Below are 15,748 nucleotides of genomic sequence, written 5' to 3' on the forward strand. Positions count from 1 at the left end.
AAGACGGCGCCCTTGGGATCCCCGTCCCCAGGACGCCGCCGGTCTCACTTCTTGCGGCGGGTCAGCATGAAGATGCCGCCCAGCACGACCAGGGCGGCGACGATGCCGCCGACGATCAGGCCGGTGCTGGGGCCGCCGGCCGCGGCCGAGGCGGCGGCGGGGGCCGCCGGAGTGCTGGTGGCCGGGGTGCTGGCCGGGGTCGTGCTGGCCGGGGTGGCCGCCTGGTCGGCGGGCGCGCCAGTGGTGGCCGGCGCCGGGGCCGGATTGGCCGGAGCCTTGGCGCCCGCCTTCACCAGCGCTTCCGACAGCTGGCTGTATTCCCGCAGGTTGTCGATCTTCTCCACCATGGCGTCGCCCTTCTTGACGAAGAAGGTCGGGGTGCCGTCCACGCCCAGCTTTTCCGACGCGTCCAGTCGGCTCTGCGTGATGAAGTCCTGCAACGGCTTGTTGCTCAGGCAGGCAGTGAAGGTGGCGTCGGACATGCCGCCCAGGCGCAGGGTCTGCTGCAGGGCCTTCAGCGGGTCGTCGGCGTGTTCCCACTGCGCTTGCGTCTTGAAGATCAGGCCCTTGGCGGCGGTGTAGCGGTCGGGCGGCAGGCAGCGGGCGGCCATTTCGGCGGCGAAGGCCAGCTGGTCCAGCGGGAAGTCGTGAAACACCAGCTGCACCTGGCCGGTATCGATGAAGTCGGCCTTCAACTGCGGCAGGAACGCTTCCTCGAAATGGGCGCAGTGCGGGCAGGTGAACGAGGCGTATTCCTCCAGCACGACGGGCGCCTTGACATCGCCCAGCACGCGCGGGCTGGTGGCGCTGGCGACGTCGATGGTGACCGGGGCGTCCGCCGCCTGGGCGTGGGCCGCGCCGGCCGCCAGGACACCAGCCAGGGCACCGGCGGCCACCAGGGCGGCAGCCAGCGAATTACGCAGATGTAGGTTCACCTTAGTTCCTCCGATACCAACTGTAGTGACTATAGGGGGCGGCGCCGGGGGCCGGCAAGCCGCGTCCGAGGGACTATCGCTTCGGGGACCCGGCCGGCTTTTCCGTGGCCAGGATGGCGCGGCCCAGGCTGGTCAGCGCCTCCCGCAAATCCCCGTCTTCCACGGCCGCCGTCTGGGTTTCCAGCGCCGCCGCCTCGCCCGCCGACAGGCGGCGGGGAATCGGTGCCGGCCGGTCGCGCCGCCGGTTGGTGGCCGGGGGCGCCTGCAGCAACTTCAGCCGCGCCACGGCGCGGAAACCGAAGAAGCCGTTCAACCGTTGCAGGATCTGCGGCTCCTCGTGCTGGATGAACAAAGCGGCGGGTCCGGCCACGCCCAGGTGCAGCACGGCGTCGTCCTGCCGGCCCTTGGGAAACTGCAGTTTCAGCGGCAGGGCCACGCTGGCCAGCCGGGGGCCCACGATGGCATCCCACTCGGCCAGCAGGGTGGCGAAGGCCGGGCCATGGGGGCCCAGCGCCTTGCCGGCGATGGCGTTCAGGTGGCGGCCGATGGGGCGGGGGCCGGGCATGGGGGATGGTGGACCTTGAAACGGTTGCGGGGGCGGCGTATCCGCTAACGCCGGCTCCCATGTCTGGGACAGTGTTTGGGGGCAGTTGAACCATGGCGCAAGGGGCTTTGACCACACAATGATCGTCGCAGGCGACTCCTCCCCCCTCGGCCCCCCTTCCAGTTCAGCGTCCGGGGCCGACCTGCCCGCCCCCCGGCCCGCCGACCTGCTGGCCTGGTACGACGCCCACCGCCGGGTGCTGCCTTGGCGTACCGCCCCCGGTGCCAAGGCCGACCCCTACCATGTCTGGCTGTCGGAGATCATGCTGCAGCAGACGACGGTGGCGACGGTCGGCCCCTATTTCCAGCGCTTTCTGGCCCGTTGGCCCACGGTCGCGGACCTGGCGGCGGTGGACCTGGATGAGGTGCTGAAGGAGTGGGCCGGCCTTGGCTATTACGCCCGGGCCCGCAACCTGCACGCCTGCGCCAAGGCGGTGGTGTCGCGGCACGGCGGCCGCTTCCCGGCGGACGAGGCGGCGTTGCTGGACCTGCCCGGCATTGGCGCCTACACCGCCGCGGCCATCGCCGCCATCGCCTTCGACCGGCCCGCCACGGCCATGGACGGCAATGTGGAACGGGTGATGTCCCGTATCTATGCCGTGACCGACCCGCTGCCAGGCTCCAAGCCCAAGCTGAAGGCGCTGGCCGCCGCCCTGGTGCCGGAAAAGCGGCCGGGCGACTACACCCAGGCCCTGTTCGACCTGGGCGCCACCCTGTGCAGCCCCCGCAGCCCCCGCTGCGTGCTGTGCCCGTGGATGGCGGCCTGCCGGGGCCGGCGCGACGGCCTGGCGGAACTGCTGCCGCTGAAGGCGGAGAAGGCCGCCAAGCCCACCCGCCGGGGGGTGGCCTTCTGGTTGACCAACGCCCGGGGGCAGGTGCTGCTGCGCCGCCGCCCCGAATCGGGCCTGCTGGGCGGGATGATGGAGGTGCCGTCCAGCGCCTGGGAACCGGGCGCCGACCTTGCCTACGCCCGCGCCCTGGGCTGGGCGCCGACGGCGGTGAACTGGCAGCGCCTACCGGGCATCGTCCGCCATACATTCACCCACTTTCACCTGGAACTTACCGTCGTTCGCGGCCACCTGGACGACGATGGGACGGCGGTGGAAGGCGTGTGGTGCGCCCCCGCCGATTTCCATGACCAGGCCCTGCCCACCGTCATGCGCAAGGTCGTCGCCTGGGCGCGGGGCGGGGGCAAGGATTGATCCCGCCCAGGCGCCGCCGCGTTTCTCCATAGGACTACGGGTAGATGGGACGAGACGTGAGTGAGGGTGGTCAAGGAATGGCCAAGCCGACGCGGCGCGCGCTGCTGGCCGGCATGGGGGCGGCTCTGGCGGCCCCCGTTATGACAGGCCGCGCCTGGGCGCGCGCCGGCGGCACGCCGGTGGACCTGGCCCTGGTGATGGCGGTCGACAGCTCCGCCAGCATTTCCAAGGTGATGCTGGACTTCCAGCTGCGCGGCCACGCCGCCGCCTTCCGCGACAAGGCCGTGCACCAGGCCCTGGCCGGCGGACCGAAGGGCAAGGTGGCGGTGCAACTGGCCCTGTTCTCCGGCCCCGGCACCCTGACAACGCTGGTGCCCTGGACCCTGCTGGCCGGGCCCCAGGACGCGTTGGCCCTGGCCGACCGCATTGATGAGGCGCCCGGTGTCGCCATGGGCGGCAACACGGCGCTGGGGGATTGCATCGTCCAGGCCGTGCGCCAGCTGGACGTCTGTCCCTATAGCGCCGACCGGCGGACCATCGACCTGGTCAGCAACGGTTTCAACAACGGCGGCATCGATCCCCGCTCCGCCCGGGCGCACGCCCAGGCCGCCGGCGTGGGCGTGAACGGCCTGGTCATCCTGGACGAATACGACTGGCTGGAACCCTACTACCGCGAGAACGTGGTGGCGGGGGAGGACGCCTTCGTCATCACCGCCGCCAACCGCCACGCCTTCGCCGACGCCTTCCTGTCCAAGCTGGTGCGGGAAGTGGTGTAGTTTTTTGGGCGGCCGCCCAGGCGAAGGGCCGGGGCCCAAAAGAAAACGGGAGGGGTGTGGGCCCCCTCCCGTTCTTATTTCAGCCGGATGGCCGAGGATCACTGCTGCTTGCGCGGGCCGGCGGCCGGGCGGGGGCCCTGGGCCGGCTGCTGCTGCGCGCCTTGAGCGGGCGGCGGCTCATTGGCCTTCTTGCGCAGCACGCCGGCGATGGCGTTGCCGGCGTTGTCGGCCACGGCTTTGGACGCCACCGGCGCCTCATGCGAGATGATGAACAGTTGCCGATCCTTGGTCAGGTACAGGATCAGGTTGGCGTAGAACTCACCCTTGTCCGTCTTGCAGCTGGCGGAACCGGTCTGCATGTCGATCTGCAGCAGCTTCTCCAGCTTGCCCTTGGTCGGGGTGTAGGTGCCCTGGCAGCCCTTGGACAGGCTGTCCAGGTAGTTCTGCATGATCTTTTCCAGATCGCCGGCCTCGGGCTTCAGTCCGACGGACCGCAAGGAACCGATGACGTCCTTCTGAATGGCCCAGGCGAAGTCACCCGGCCGCTCCTGCGGCGACATCTTGTCGACGGGCAAGGGGTGGGCGTCCTTCAGGCCGGCATCCATCAGCAGGGCGGCGAAGGCCGGCGGGATGGCGGGCGGCGGGGTGGGCAGCTGCAGCTTGCCGGCCATCGCCTGGTCGAAGCAGGCGTTCAGGTCCTTGAACGCCTTGGTGCCGCCCTTCAGCACGAAGGTGGCGGTGTCGTTGGGGCTGGTGATCTCCAGCTTGTTGGCCGCCGGCAACGCCTTCATGAAGTTGGCGTCCATCGGGTCGAAGCCGGTCATGATGGCGTTCGGCTGGATGACCTGCGAGCCGCGCGTCTGCTCCAGCTTGCCGTCGAGCTTCAGTTTGATGGCCGGGCCCTGGCCCGGCGGCATGTTGGCGCCGGGCACGCCGATCACCAGGTTGATGATCTTGGGCGGCAGCTTCTTCGCCTGCTGCTCGGCCTGCGGCACGGGCAGGGCCAGGAAGACCAGTGCCAGGCCATTGTCGAAGCTGGCCTGCGCCTCGCATAGTTTGAAGCTGCCGTCGGTGTAGACCTGGGGACCCACCTGCCAGTTGCCGGTGACGGTGCCAACCTTGGAGGCGGCCGGCGCGCCGGAGGGCGCCGCCGGGCCGGTGGCGGGGCCGGCGATCGGAGCCTGGGCGGCCGGGGCTTGGCGCGGGCCGGCGCTGGGGCCCAGTGCCGGGCCCGCCGTGGGGCCCGCTGCGGGGCCGGCGGCCGGGCCGGACGGCATGGGGGCCTGCTGCGGGGCGGCCACGCTGGAACCGGAGGAGATGGCGCCCGGCAGGATCAGGCCGCCGCTGTCGCCACCGCCGGCCGGCGCTTGGCCCCCCGAGGCTTGGCCCCCTGGGGCTTGATCCGGCTGAGGCGTGGTCTGGGCAAGGGCGGAACCGGCCAGGACCAGAGCGGTGCCGGCGGCAAGAAGACGGGCGGTGAAGCGGGACACGGGGCTACGTCTTATCCTAAATGAAACCCATGGGTGCGACGGGACCCTAGGGCACGTCATGGCATCATTCAAGGGGCATGCGCGATCGCGCCGCAGGCCTGTCCTTGCGCGCTCTCCGGAAGAGTTCGCGCCGGGTGCCGCGGCGGCCATACCCCCGCCATAATTCTTCAATTCTACTCTCCACTTACAGGCTTTCCGCTGGAAATGTCGTTGCGTGCCCGATATAAGAAACGATCACATTTGGCGCGCGAACGTTTGGGGGCAAACGATGCGTTTCGCAGCCGCGTTAGTGGTTATGATGGTATCCGCGCCGATGTTGGCGCATGAGCGTCTGGACGCCGCCGAGGTCGGCCGCTACGTCACCGCGGCGGAGGCCCTGGTCGCGTCCGCGCCGGACGATGGACAGCCTGCTTTCGTACTGCTGGCCCACCCGGGGCCGGAGGCGAAATCCCTGCTGGCCAAGTATGGCTTTGATGAGCGGCGCTGGCGCCAGGTGACCCAGCGCGTCCTGGCCGCCCGGCAGGCGGCCCGCGCGGCGGAGGAGCCGGTGGAAAAGGGGGCGACGGCGCAGAAGCTGGCGTCCGCTTCCAATCTCAGCGCCTTCGAGCGGCAGGAGATGACCACCCTGGTCCGCTGGACGGAGCATGACCGTGCCGCCCTGGAACAGGAAACCAAGCAGGACCGATCGGTGGTGGCTCCCTTCTTTGAGCGGCTGGATCGGCTGGACGCTAGCCATGTCCGTCCCATGGGGCGCTGATCCGGGATGCGCTGACCGGGGCGCGCTAACTGGCCGTATCCGGCGCGCTTGATCCGTTATATCCGCCCGCGCGGGCCTGCGGTCGATGCGCCCATGCGCGCGAGGCCCCTCGCCCCCGGCGGGCAAACACCCTATATAGGGGCCGTATGCCTGACGGATCCCCTGGGATGGCGGGCCGGTGGTTTCCTGCCTTTGCTTTAGGATAAGTGCACGCGATGACGGACTATCGGCTGCAGGCCGCGACGGTGGACAAGATGCCGGCGGCCGGCCCCGGGGCGCCGCCCTCCCACCCCGCGCCCGGGGGGCAGCCCACCCCCTCCCACGCCGCCGTGCCGCCGAACCGGATTCGCGGTTTCAAGCGCTATCTGAACAGCTTCTTCAAGGATCACGCGTTCATCCGCATGATTTACAAGAACATGTTCAAGATTTCACCGCGGCTGTACCGGTCCAGCCAGCCGACGCCGCGCCACATCGCCCAGGCTGCCCGCCTGGGTGTGCGCACCGTCATCAACCTGCGCGGCCGCCGCGACAATTGCGGGTCCTGGGTGCTGGAGGATGAGGCTTGCACCCGCCACGGCCTGACCCTGGTGAACTTCGCCGTCAATTCCCGCGACGCGCCCAAGAAGCACATCCTGCACCAGGCGCGGCAGATTTGGCGCGACGCCCAATACCCCGTGCTGATGCACTGCAAGGCCGGGTCCGACCGCGTCGGCTTCATGAGCGTGCTGTACCAGTTCGTGCATGAGGGGGTGCCGCTGAAAACGGCGCTGGGTCAGCTCAGCCCCAAATACGGCCACCTGCGCCATGCCAAGACCGGCATCCTCGACCACTTCTTCGAAACTTTCCTGGCCTACGCCCAGGCCCAGGGGATCGAGCCCAACGTCGACGCCTTCTACATCTGGGTGGACGACGTCTATGACCCGCCCGAGTTCAAGAAGACGTTCATGACGCGCTGGTGGGCCAGCGTGCTGGCGGACAAGGTGCTGCGCCGGGAGTGACCCCGGCGCCAGCCCCAGCCTTTTTCCCGGCTCACTTCACTTCATAAAGCGCGCTGCCATGCGCGGGCAACGTGACGCTCAGGCTGTCCGCCGCCGGCAGGGCCTTGCCCGTCCACAGGTCGTGGGCGGTGAGGTTGCCGCCGGCCAGGCCCAGCTTTCCCCAGGACGTCGCCAGCGTCGACGGCTTGTCGTCCAGGTTGAACAGGGCCAGGTAGTGCTGGCCCTTGGCGCCCGTGGCCAGCCAGACGCGCGCGTTCTCGAAGCCGGCCGGCAGGTCCGTCACGGGGTGGCTTTCCGTGGCCGTCTGGTCCACCTGGATGACGGCGCGATTGGTGATCAGGGCGCGCGTGGCCTCGTCCAGCTTGGTGAGGTTGGCGCCCAGGATCAGGGGCGACCGGGCGATGGCCCACAGGGTCACCTGGGTGCGCTGCTCATCCGCCGTCAATCGCGACGTGCGCGGGTCACCCCAGCCGGGGTGGGGTTCCAGCGCGCCGATGGGCAGCATGTCGGCGTCGGGCCAGCGGCCATGCTTGGCATGGGGCGCCCAGCCCGGCAGGACGTCGAACAGGTCGCGCAGGCCATAGGGGAAGCCGTCCGTGGGCTTGTCATGCGGGAAGGTCCAGCCGTCCCAGACGTCGTTGGTGATGCGCCACATCTGGCCATAGCGGCTGATCTCATCCGCGTGGGACAGGTTGGTGGGGCCGGGGGACAGGCTCAGCACGATGGGCCGGCCCGTCTTGGCGATGGCGCTGCTGATCTGCCGGATTTCACTGACCTTGTAGGGATGGTCGGCGATGCAGTCGACCTTCAGGAAATCCAGCCCCCACCGCGCGTACTGGGCCATCATCGAATCATAGTAGGCCTGGCCGGCGGCGCTATCGCGCACCCCATAGTTGCCATCGTCCCAGGGGCAGGTATCGGCGGTGTCCGCCGCGTCGGCGGCGTGGAAGGACGACCCCGCCACCGGCGTGTTCCGCTCCACGGCCTGCTTGGGAATGCCGCGCACGATGTGCAGACCGAACTTCAGGCCCTGGGCATGCAGCCAGTCGGCCAGCGGCTTGAAGCCCTGGCCGCCGGCGGCGGAGGGGAAGCGGGCGGGTACCGGGACCAGCAGGCCGTTGCCGTCCAGCAGGTATTGCCGCTCCGCCAGCGACTTGCCGAAGGGGTCGGCCATGTACCAGCCTTCATCCACCACGGCGTAGGTCCAGCCATAGGGCTTCAGCGTCGCCAGGACGCCCGCGTTGGCCTTGAAGTCGGCCTCGTCGATGGTGAAGCCGTAGGCGTCCCAGCTGTTCCACCCCATGGGGGGCGTGGGGGCGGGCGCCTTGGATGGGGGCGGTGCGGCCAACGCCGTGCCGGCGGCCAATAAGGTCGGTAACAAGCTAGCGATGCGCAGCCAACGCCGCATGGGGTCCTCTCCCTCTTCCATATTGTTAGCGATAACAGTACGGAAAAGCGGGGCGGCCGCAAGGACGCAGATCGGATTAGTCGTACTAATGCAGCGTCGGCGGCCGACCGTTCAGATCCTCATAGCCGCTGGCGTCCTCGAACGCGGCGATGGAGGAGATGGGCGTGGCTTGGTGATGAATCATCTGCCAGCCGCCGCCTGAACGGGCGAACAGGTTGGTGACCACCAGCGCTGTGTTGGCCACGAACTCCTCGCACACCACCCAGCCGACATCGCCGCACACCGTGGCCTGTTCGCTTTGGTGACGCACACCCGGCGACCGGGGATTGCCCAGCAACTCGCGCCAGCTGCGCATCACGGGTTCGCGACCCGACAGTACCGGCCAGCCCGGATGGACGCAGCGCACGTCGCGGTCCTGCGCCCACAAGGCCTCCATGCCGGCCACGTCGCGGTCGGCGAAGGCCTGGTAGAAGCGGCGGTTGGCGGCCAGCACATCCTGCACGTCCGTGTCGCCGTGTTCGTGTTGATGGGTGTCACCCTCCGCCGTTTCGGTTTCCGGTGCCTGGGATGAAAGCGCTTGGGTCTTCACCATTGCGTCCCCTGTTGGCGGCATTCCGGCCGGCTCTCTCAGCGCCGATCCACCGTCAGCTTAGCGTGGCCGCGCGCCGCGTGTCCCCGACTCGGGCTCCTTGGTCACGGAATTGTGCCCGAAAAGGAAGGGGCGGCAGGTTGCCCCGCCGCCCCGGCCTTGTACCAGCGCTTGGATACCAGTGCTTGGCGGGTGCCTCATTCCGCCGGGGCGGTGGCCTCGGCGCCACCGCTCTTGGGCAGGGCGTTCAGGGTGCTGAGGAACAGGGCCGCGATGTAGGGGAAGGACTGGACGACCAGCATGGTGGCCCAGACGTAGGCGTCGCGGTTGTCGCTGCCCTTCAGCAGGGCGATGGCGGCGGCGGCCAGCCACAGGCCGAGCATCAGCCCCACCTCCTCCCGCGCGTGCAGGAAGCCCTGGATCAGGGCCGGCTGGTCCTCGCACTTGGGCGTGCGTACGAAGGGGCGGCCGCTGGTGAACAGACCCACCCACACGGCGCGGCCCACGGTATGGGTCAGCGCCATGCCGGCGATGGCCGCGCCCAGCTTATCGATGAAGCGGCACTTCACCCGCTCCCCATACAGCCAAAGGCCGCACAGCACCTTGAAGAAGAAGACGCTGAGGGTGGGCAGGATGAAGACGGTGGGCGGGAACTCAATCCACTGCGGCAGCAGCAGCAGGCCCAGCGACCAGACGATGCCGCCGATGACGAAGCCCATGTGGGCGGCGTCGGCGAACCAGGGCAGCCAGCCGGTGATGAAGTGGTACTTTTGCCCGGCGGTCAGCTTGGTGCCGCCCGGCATCATCTCGCGCCAGTGGCGCTTCAGGATCTGCACGGCGCCATAGGCCCAGCGGAAGCGCTGGGTCTTGTAGCCGGCGAAGCTGTCGGGGACCAAGCCCTGGCCGAAGCTGTCGGGCATGTAGACAGCCTCCAGCTTCTCCTCGAACAGGCGCAGGCCCAGTTCCGAATCCTCGCAGATGCACCACTCGGCCCAGCGGCCCACGCCATCCAGGGCGCTCTTGCGCACCAGGGTCATGGTGCCGTGCTGGATGATGGCGTTGCGCTCGTTGCGCTGGATCATGCCGATGTGGAAAAAGCCCTGGTATTCCCAATTGATCATCGACTTGAAGGCGTCGTCGGACCAGTCGCGGTAGTCCTGCGGCGACTGGACGAAGCCCACCTCCGGCCGCTTGAAATAGGGGATGGTGGCCGACAGCCAGTCGGGCGTGACCTGGTAGTCGCTGTCGATGACGCCCACCACCTCAACGTCCGGGGCGGTGACGGACAGACCGAAGTTCAGGGCGCCGCCCTTGAAGCCCGGCCAGCGCGGCAGGTGGAAGAAGCGGAAGCGCGGCCCCAGCTTGGCGCAGTATTCCTCCAGCGGGCGCCACACCGCCTCGTCCTTGGTGTTGTTGTCAATCACCAGAACTTCGAAGTTGGGGTAGTCCATGGCCGCCAGCGCGTCCAGGGTCTCGATCACCATGTGCGCCGGTTCGTTATAGCAGGGGACATGGATGGAAACCTTGGGCGTGTAGTCGCCCAGCGGCTCACGCACGGGCGTGTAGCGCCGCTTCCATCGCTGGGTCCACACCACCTCCGTCAATTCCAGGCCGTCGATCAGCATGACGGCGAACAGGATCAGCTGGGCGAGGATCAGCACCATGAAGGCGGTGAAGGACAGGGTGCCCATGCCCACGGTCAGGGCCTGGGTGCCCGTCCATACCAGGACCGAGGCCACCGTCTGGATCAGGAAGCCGTAGAACAGCTGGCCGCGCCATTTCAGATCGTCGCGGGCCAGCACGAAGAAGAACATGGGGAAGAAGGCCAGGGCGGTGGCGATGGCGCACAGCACCCGCCACGACGGCACCTCCAGGATGCCGCCCACCATGGGGAACTTCTGGTGGCGGTGCGCGTCCCAGATGCCCCAGGCCGTCTCCGCCGTGCCGCCCAGTGTGCGCTTCCACGGCTGGTCGAAGGCCTCCATGATGTAGAAGTCCAGGCGCTGCTGGCCGGCGATGTTCAGGAAGCTGCGGATGTACTTGGCCTCGTTCACCAGCCCGGCCTCGGCCGCCCCGCGATAGGCGCCGTCGGACGGCCAACCGGTCTCGCCGATCAGGATGTGCTTGTTGGGGAAGCGCTCCTGCACCTGGCGGTAGGCCGCCATGGCGTCCTCCACCGCGCGGTCCACCGACACCTTGTTCCAATAGGGCAGCAGGTGGATGGTGATGAAGTCGCAGGCATCCGCCAGTTCCGGATGGTCCAGCCAGACGTAGGACGGCTCGGCCGTCGACACCGGCACGTTCACCTGGCGCTTCACGCGCTGGATGTAGTCGATCAGCTGGGCGACGCTGAAATCGTCGCGGAACAGCACCTCGTTGCCGACCATGACCCGCTTCACGTTGGCGTTGGCGCGCGCCACGCGCACCAGGCCCGCCAGTTCCGCCTCATTGGCGGCCGGGTCCTTGGACAGCCAGGCGCCCTGGGTGATGGTCAGGTTGGGATAGCGCTCCAGGGCGATGGGCGCCACCTGGTCGATGCCGTTGCCCACCTGGTAGGTGCGGATGGACTGCACATGCGGCGCCACCACGTCCAGGTCGCGCTTGATGTCATCGGCGGTGGGGCTGTCGCCGTTCTGCGGGGTCTGGTTGGCCTGGAAGGGCACGAAGGCCACGCCGGCGATGGTGCCGGCCCACGGGCGCTCCACGGCCGGGCGATTGACGATCGCCCATGCGCCGATGTTGCCCAGCACCAGAAGAAGCAGGACCGCCCAGGCGGATTTCTGCATCCTCAAAATCTTACGCATTGTGAACGACCCCTGCCCCAGGAACGGGAGAACGATGAACGGGATGATGGCGACGGAATAGCAAAACGGCGGACCGGAAACATATGAATAAACAGGGCGGTTCCCCGCCCTAGGGCACCCCCCGCGCGCGACCCGCCCCTTCCAATGGCACGACTATGGGGGCACGACTATGGGGCAATTTTGTGGACGAAAGACCGCCGTCCGGCAGTCCGGCGTCAATCCGGCCCCCTAAACCAGGCCATCAGCCAGGCCACCAGGTCAGGCCCCGTCATCCACCCCACAGCCGAACCCTTTGGACGGGCGGCGTCGGGCAGTAGTACATAGCCATCCCGGCGGCGGCGTCCAGCGGTATTGCGGACACCGTCGTCCGCATCGCGACGCCGAGCCCCAGCCACTGGTCCAGGAGTGGATTTCCCTGAAATGACAAGCGCCGACGACTTCACGCTGCCCCCCCGGCTGGCCGCCGACACTGTGGCGGTGGGCGACCTGGCCCTCTGCCGCGCGCTGCTGTCTCGCAACGCCTGCTGGCCCTGGCTGATCCTGGTGCCGCGCCGTGTCGGCGCCGTCGAGATCCATAGGCTGGCCACGGCTGACCAGATCCAGCTGATGGCCGAGATCACCCAGGCCTCGCAGGTCATGGAGGCGGCGTTCGCGCCCGACAAGCTGAACGTCGCCGCCATCGGCAACATGGTGCCGCAACTGCATGTCCACGTGGTGGCCCGCAAGCGCGAGGATGCCGCGTGGCCGGGGCCCATCTGGGGCTCGGGCCATGAGCGGGCCTACGCCGCCGGCGAGGCCGAGGCGCTGGCCCGGCGGCTGGCGGTTGATCTGGGCCTGTAAGCGGGCCGTAAAGGGTACTTCATAACCAGAAAGCCGGAGGGCGCTTCCATGATCATCGTCCATCACCTGAACAACTCCCGCTCCCAGCGCGTGCTGTGGGCGCTGGAGGAACTGGGGCTGCCCTACCAGGTGGTACGCTATGAGCGCGACCCCGCCACCCAGCTGGCGCCGCCGGCGCTGAAGACCGTCCATCCGCTGGGCAAGTCGCCGGTGATCGAGGATGACGGCCTGGTGCTGGCGGAATCGGGCGCCATCATCGAGTATCTGGTGCGCACCTATGGCGAGGGGCGCCTGGCCCCGGCACCGGGCGACCGGGCCGCCCAGGCGCGCTACCTGCACTGGATGCACTTCGCCGAGGGGTCGGCCATGCTGCCCCTGCTGCTGCATCTCTACACCAGCCGCCTGGGCGAGGCGGCCGCGCCCCTGCAGCCCCGCATCGCCAGCGAAACCGCCAACCACCTGGGCTATATGAACGCCGAGCTGGCTCAGGGGCCCTGGTTCATGGGCGACCAGTTCACCGCCGCCGACATCCAGATGAGCTTCCCCATCGAGGCGGCCATGATGATGCCCGGTACCGGCCAGCACTTCGCCCACCTGGCCGCCTTCGTGACCCGCATCCAGACGCGCCCCGCCTATCGTGCGGCCGTGAAGAAGGGCGGGCCCTACCGCTATGACCGGGGGTGACTTAAGCATGCCCTCAAGCGGCGGGCGGGCCCATCCGGGCCCTTGCCTTCCTCGCTTTCCAGTCCGCTGACGCTCCGCAGAAAGCTGCGGCGGACGCGGTCGCGTCCTACAGGCGCGCCCTCAGCCAGTCGGCCAGGGGCGCCCACACTTGGTCCGGCGCGCCGGCGCTGACCACCATGCCGATGTGTCCCAGGCGGGGTTCCAGCCGGTCGCCGCCAGGGATGGCGTCGATCAGGGCGCGGGCGGCGCCCGGCGGCACGATGCGGTCGCGGGCGGGGATGATGGCCAGGGTGGGCAGGCGGATGGCGCGGGCGTCGACGGCTTGGCCGCCCACCCGCCAGGTGCCCTCCGCCGGGTCGTTGCGGCCGTACCAGCCGCCCAGGCATTCCCGGGCCACGGCCGCCGCCAGCGGCACGCCATCATTCAGCCAATCCTCCAGCGCCACGAAGTCCTGGGCCTCCTGGCTTTCCGGGTCCAGGGTGGCGTAGCGGCTGAACTTGCGCAGGGCCAGCAGCGGATCCAGCCCGGCGAACAGGAACTGGATCATGTCCACCGGCAGTTCGCCCAGCCAGGTCAGCGCCGGCTCCACCAGGGGCAGGACGGCGGCCGTGCGCAGGGCGGCGGCCGGGTCGTCGGCGTGGAAGTCCCAGGGGGCGGCCAGCAGCACCAGGGATGAGATCGCCTCGGGCCGCAGTACGGCGGCGGCGGCGGCCAGCGTGCCGCCCATGCAATAGCCCACCAGGGCCGGTGCCTGGCCCATCAGGTCGCGCGTGGCATCCACGGCGCGGGCCAAGCGGCCGGCGACATAGTCGGTGAGGTCGAACCCCCGCTCCACCGCGCCCAGCGTGCCCCAGTCCAGCAGCAGGGGGCGAAAGTCCTGGGCGGCCAGCCAGCGCACCAGGCTTTTGCGCGCCGACAGGTCCAGCACATAGCCACGGTTGACCAGCGAGGGCACGAACAGCAGCACGGGGCCCCTGGCACCGGGCAGGCTGTAATCCAGCAGGCGGCTGTTGCCCTCCGTCCACACCGGGGGCGGGTCGGTGACGTCGCGCTGGTAGGGGTTGCGGCGGTAGCGTTCCAGCCCGGTCAGCAGTGTGTCGAGTCGGCGCCGGGTCTCACGCTCAACCGCCGCTTTCACCGCTTCCGGGTCGGCGCCGGCGAGATCGGCGCGCAGTTGGCGGCACCTTGGTTCCAGCTCCTTGCGCCAGATCGGCGAGCTGCCGTTCAAGAGTGGCAATCCGGCCTGCGAGTTCAGCAAGACGGCCATCGCCGCCGTCAGATGCGTCGCCAACGGCCGGGGGCCCTGGCGGGGCTTCGGCGGGGGTGTCGTGGCCGGTCCGGTCGGTGGTGCTTGGTGTGCTGGCATGGGGCCCCCAGGGGAAGGCGGCGGGGGTGAAGAAGGGCGCGCCCATCCAGGCGCCGGCCCCAGGATTCGCGCCGCTGGCGGCGAAAGGATTGCCGCCCGGCCAGGCGGTTTGGCCCCCTCCCGCCGTCCAGGCGGTGGCTTGGCCCAGCGCGCGCACCAGGCGGGCGAAGGCGCCGGTCATGTCGGGGTCGGCGGCCATGGCGGCCCACTGGTCCTGCCACAAGTCCAGGTAGCGGCGGGCCAGCGACTCCACGCTCGGCGGCTCGCCGGGGGTGGGGGCGGCCTCGTCTTCCGGGGCGCCGGACGGCGGCGGTGGGGCGTCGGTTTCGCGGGGCATGGGCCTCAATCTACACCCCCTGCCGCCGCCTGGCAAAGCGGTGGCGGAACGACATACGCGCATTGGTTCTTGGCAGGATGCTTGCACGTTCCGCACTGCATGGATTAGCTATGTGCAGTGCACCCGTTGTGCGGGTGATAAACATCGCCGGGAAACGCCGCCTATGGTCGACAAAGAAGATCCCAAGCCCGCGCCGATCACCATCAAGAAGTACGCCAACCGGCGTCTCTACAATACGGCTACCAGCTCCTACGTGACCCTGGACCATCTGTGCCAGATGGTGAAGGACGGCACCGACTTCGTCGTCTACGACGCCAAGACGGGTGACGACATCACGCGCTCGGTGCTGACCCAGATCATCGTGGAAGAGGAATCCAAGGGCGGGCAGAACCTGTTGCCCATCGGCTTCCTGCGGCAGTTGATCAGCCTCTATGGCGACAACATGCAGTGGATGGTGCCGAAGTACCTGGAATACAGCATGCAGTCCTTCACCCGTAATCACGAAAAGATGCGGGATTACTTCCAGGGCACGCTGGGCGGCATGTTCCCCTTCGGCTCGTTCGAGGAAGTGGGCAAGCAGAACATGGCCATGTTCGAACGGGCCATGCGCATGTTCTCTCCCCTGGCCGGGGCTGAAGGCGGCAAGCCGGAAGCGGCCGAGGCGCCCAAGGCCCAGCCCGCCAGCGGCGGCGGCCAGTTCGACGAACTGCAGAAGCGGCTGGACGAGCTGCAGCAGCAGTTGGTTTCCCTCACCGGCCTGACCCGCAAGCCGGACTGATCCTGATCCGGCTTGAGGCGACTCAAAGCCCAGGCGTATGCCAAAGAAAGTCCCGGTCCGCCCCGTCGCGGCCGGGATTTTTTGTGCGCCTGCGATAAAGCCGGTTTCAGCATTCGCCCATGGAAAGACAGCCGCAGGTGGCGCACCCCCCCGCCCCGGTGGTGGGGCTGGGGGTTGCGCC

General features: G+C 68.8%; 15 protein-coding genes. 7 read left to right on the forward strand and 8 right to left on the reverse strand.

Annotated elements, in window-relative coordinates; translation table 11 throughout:
* Positions 1–44: 44 nt before the first annotated feature.
* Positions 45–935: a thioredoxin domain-containing protein gene (locus tag Y958_RS02940; protein WP_088870845.1), complete on the reverse strand. Its 891-nt coding sequence runs from the start codon at positions 933–935 to the stop codon at positions 45–47.
* A gap of 73 nt (positions 936–1,008) precedes the next feature.
* A complete protein-coding gene (locus tag Y958_RS02945) occupies positions 1,009–1,500 on the reverse strand; it encodes a DUF721 domain-containing protein (protein WP_088870846.1) in 492 nt (163 codons plus the stop codon).
* 118 nt (positions 1,501–1,618) lie between these two features.
* On the opposite strand from Y958_RS02945, the gene mutY reads away from it, so the two are divergent.
* Positions 1,619–2,740, forward strand: coding sequence for an A/G-specific adenine glycosylase (mutY, locus tag Y958_RS02950; protein WP_088870847.1), 1,122 nt, complete (start codon positions 1,619–1,621; stop codon positions 2,738–2,740).
* Positions 2,741–2,817: 77 nt separating this feature from the next.
* Positions 2,818–3,516 carry a DUF1194 domain-containing protein gene (locus tag Y958_RS02955; RefSeq protein WP_186291236.1) on the forward strand — a complete coding sequence of 233 codons (699 nt, stop codon included), beginning with the start codon at positions 2,818–2,820 and terminating at the stop codon, positions 3,514–3,516.
* Between the two features lie 98 nt (positions 3,517–3,614).
* Here the strand turns inward: Y958_RS02955 and Y958_RS02960 are convergent, their stop codons facing one another.
* Positions 3,615–5,006 carry a hypothetical protein gene (locus Y958_RS02960; RefSeq protein WP_088870849.1) on the reverse strand — a complete coding sequence of 464 codons (1,392 nt, stop codon included), beginning with the start codon at positions 5,004–5,006 and terminating at the stop codon, positions 3,615–3,617.
* Between the two features lie 313 nt (positions 5,007–5,319).
* Here Y958_RS02960 and Y958_RS02965 point away from each other — a divergent pair, with 313 nt between their 5' ends.
* On the forward strand, positions 5,320–5,763 hold the full coding sequence (locus Y958_RS02965) for a hypothetical protein (protein ID WP_088870850.1): 444 nt from the start codon (positions 5,320–5,322) through the stop codon (positions 5,761–5,763).
* Positions 5,764–5,978: 215 nt separating this feature from the next.
* Positions 5,979–6,761: a protein tyrosine phosphatase family protein gene (locus Y958_RS02970; RefSeq protein ID WP_244909344.1), complete on the forward strand. Its 783-nt coding sequence runs from the start codon at positions 5,979–5,981 to the stop codon at positions 6,759–6,761.
* Between the two features lie 31 nt (positions 6,762–6,792).
* Here Y958_RS02970 and Y958_RS02975 read toward each other — a convergent pair whose 3' ends face one another.
* From Y958_RS02975 to Y958_RS02985, 3 genes are all read right to left on the reverse strand, one after another.
* Positions 6,793–8,169, reverse strand: coding sequence for a glycoside hydrolase family 27 protein (locus tag Y958_RS02975; RefSeq protein WP_244909345.1), 1,377 nt, complete (start codon positions 8,167–8,169; stop codon positions 6,793–6,795).
* 85 nt (positions 8,170–8,254) lie between these two features.
* The gene (locus Y958_RS02980) at positions 8,255–8,761 is read right to left on the reverse strand and encodes a nuclear transport factor 2 family protein (RefSeq protein ID WP_186291237.1); all 507 of its coding nucleotides are present in this window, start codon (positions 8,759–8,761) and stop codon (positions 8,255–8,257) included.
* A gap of 194 nt (positions 8,762–8,955) precedes the next feature.
* Positions 8,956–11,544 carry a glycosyltransferase gene (locus Y958_RS02985; RefSeq protein ID WP_040846204.1) on the reverse strand — a complete coding sequence of 863 codons (2,589 nt, stop codon included), beginning with the start codon at positions 11,542–11,544 and terminating at the stop codon, positions 8,956–8,958.
* 438 nt (positions 11,545–11,982) lie between these two features.
* Between Y958_RS02985 and Y958_RS02990 the strand changes: the two genes are divergently transcribed.
* Both Y958_RS02990 and Y958_RS02995 read left to right on the forward strand, forming a co-directional pair.
* Positions 11,983–12,402, forward strand: coding sequence for an HIT domain-containing protein (locus Y958_RS02990; RefSeq protein WP_088870852.1), 420 nt, complete (start codon positions 11,983–11,985; stop codon positions 12,400–12,402).
* Positions 12,403–12,450: 48 nt separating this feature from the next.
* The gene (locus Y958_RS02995) at positions 12,451–13,086 is read left to right on the forward strand and encodes a glutathione S-transferase family protein (protein WP_088870853.1); all 636 of its coding nucleotides are present in this window, start codon (positions 12,451–12,453) and stop codon (positions 13,084–13,086) included.
* 106 nt (positions 13,087–13,192) lie between these two features.
* On the opposite strand, the gene Y958_RS03000 is transcribed toward Y958_RS02995, so the two are convergent.
* Entirely contained in the window at positions 13,193–14,314 is a 1,122-nt protein-coding gene (locus Y958_RS03000) for an alpha/beta fold hydrolase (protein ID WP_244909346.1), read from the reverse strand.
* Positions 14,208–14,789, reverse strand: coding sequence for a hypothetical protein (locus Y958_RS32230; protein WP_244909347.1), 582 nt, complete (start codon positions 14,787–14,789; stop codon positions 14,208–14,210). Before Y958_RS32230 ends, Y958_RS03000 begins: the two co-directional genes overlap by 107 nt.
* Before the next feature lie 163 nt (positions 14,790–14,952).
* On the opposite strand from Y958_RS32230, the gene phaR reads away from it, so the two are divergent.
* The gene (phaR, locus tag Y958_RS03005) at positions 14,953–15,567 is read left to right on the forward strand and encodes a polyhydroxyalkanoate synthesis repressor PhaR (protein WP_088870855.1); all 615 of its coding nucleotides are present in this window, start codon (positions 14,953–14,955) and stop codon (positions 15,565–15,567) included.
* The last annotated feature ends 181 nt before the right edge of the window (positions 15,568–15,748 follow it).

Origin of the sequence: Nitrospirillum viridazoti CBAmc, from assembly GCF_000730165.1 — a bacterium.
Lineage (GTDB): Bacteria > Pseudomonadota > Alphaproteobacteria > Azospirillales > Azospirillaceae > Nitrospirillum > Nitrospirillum viridazoti.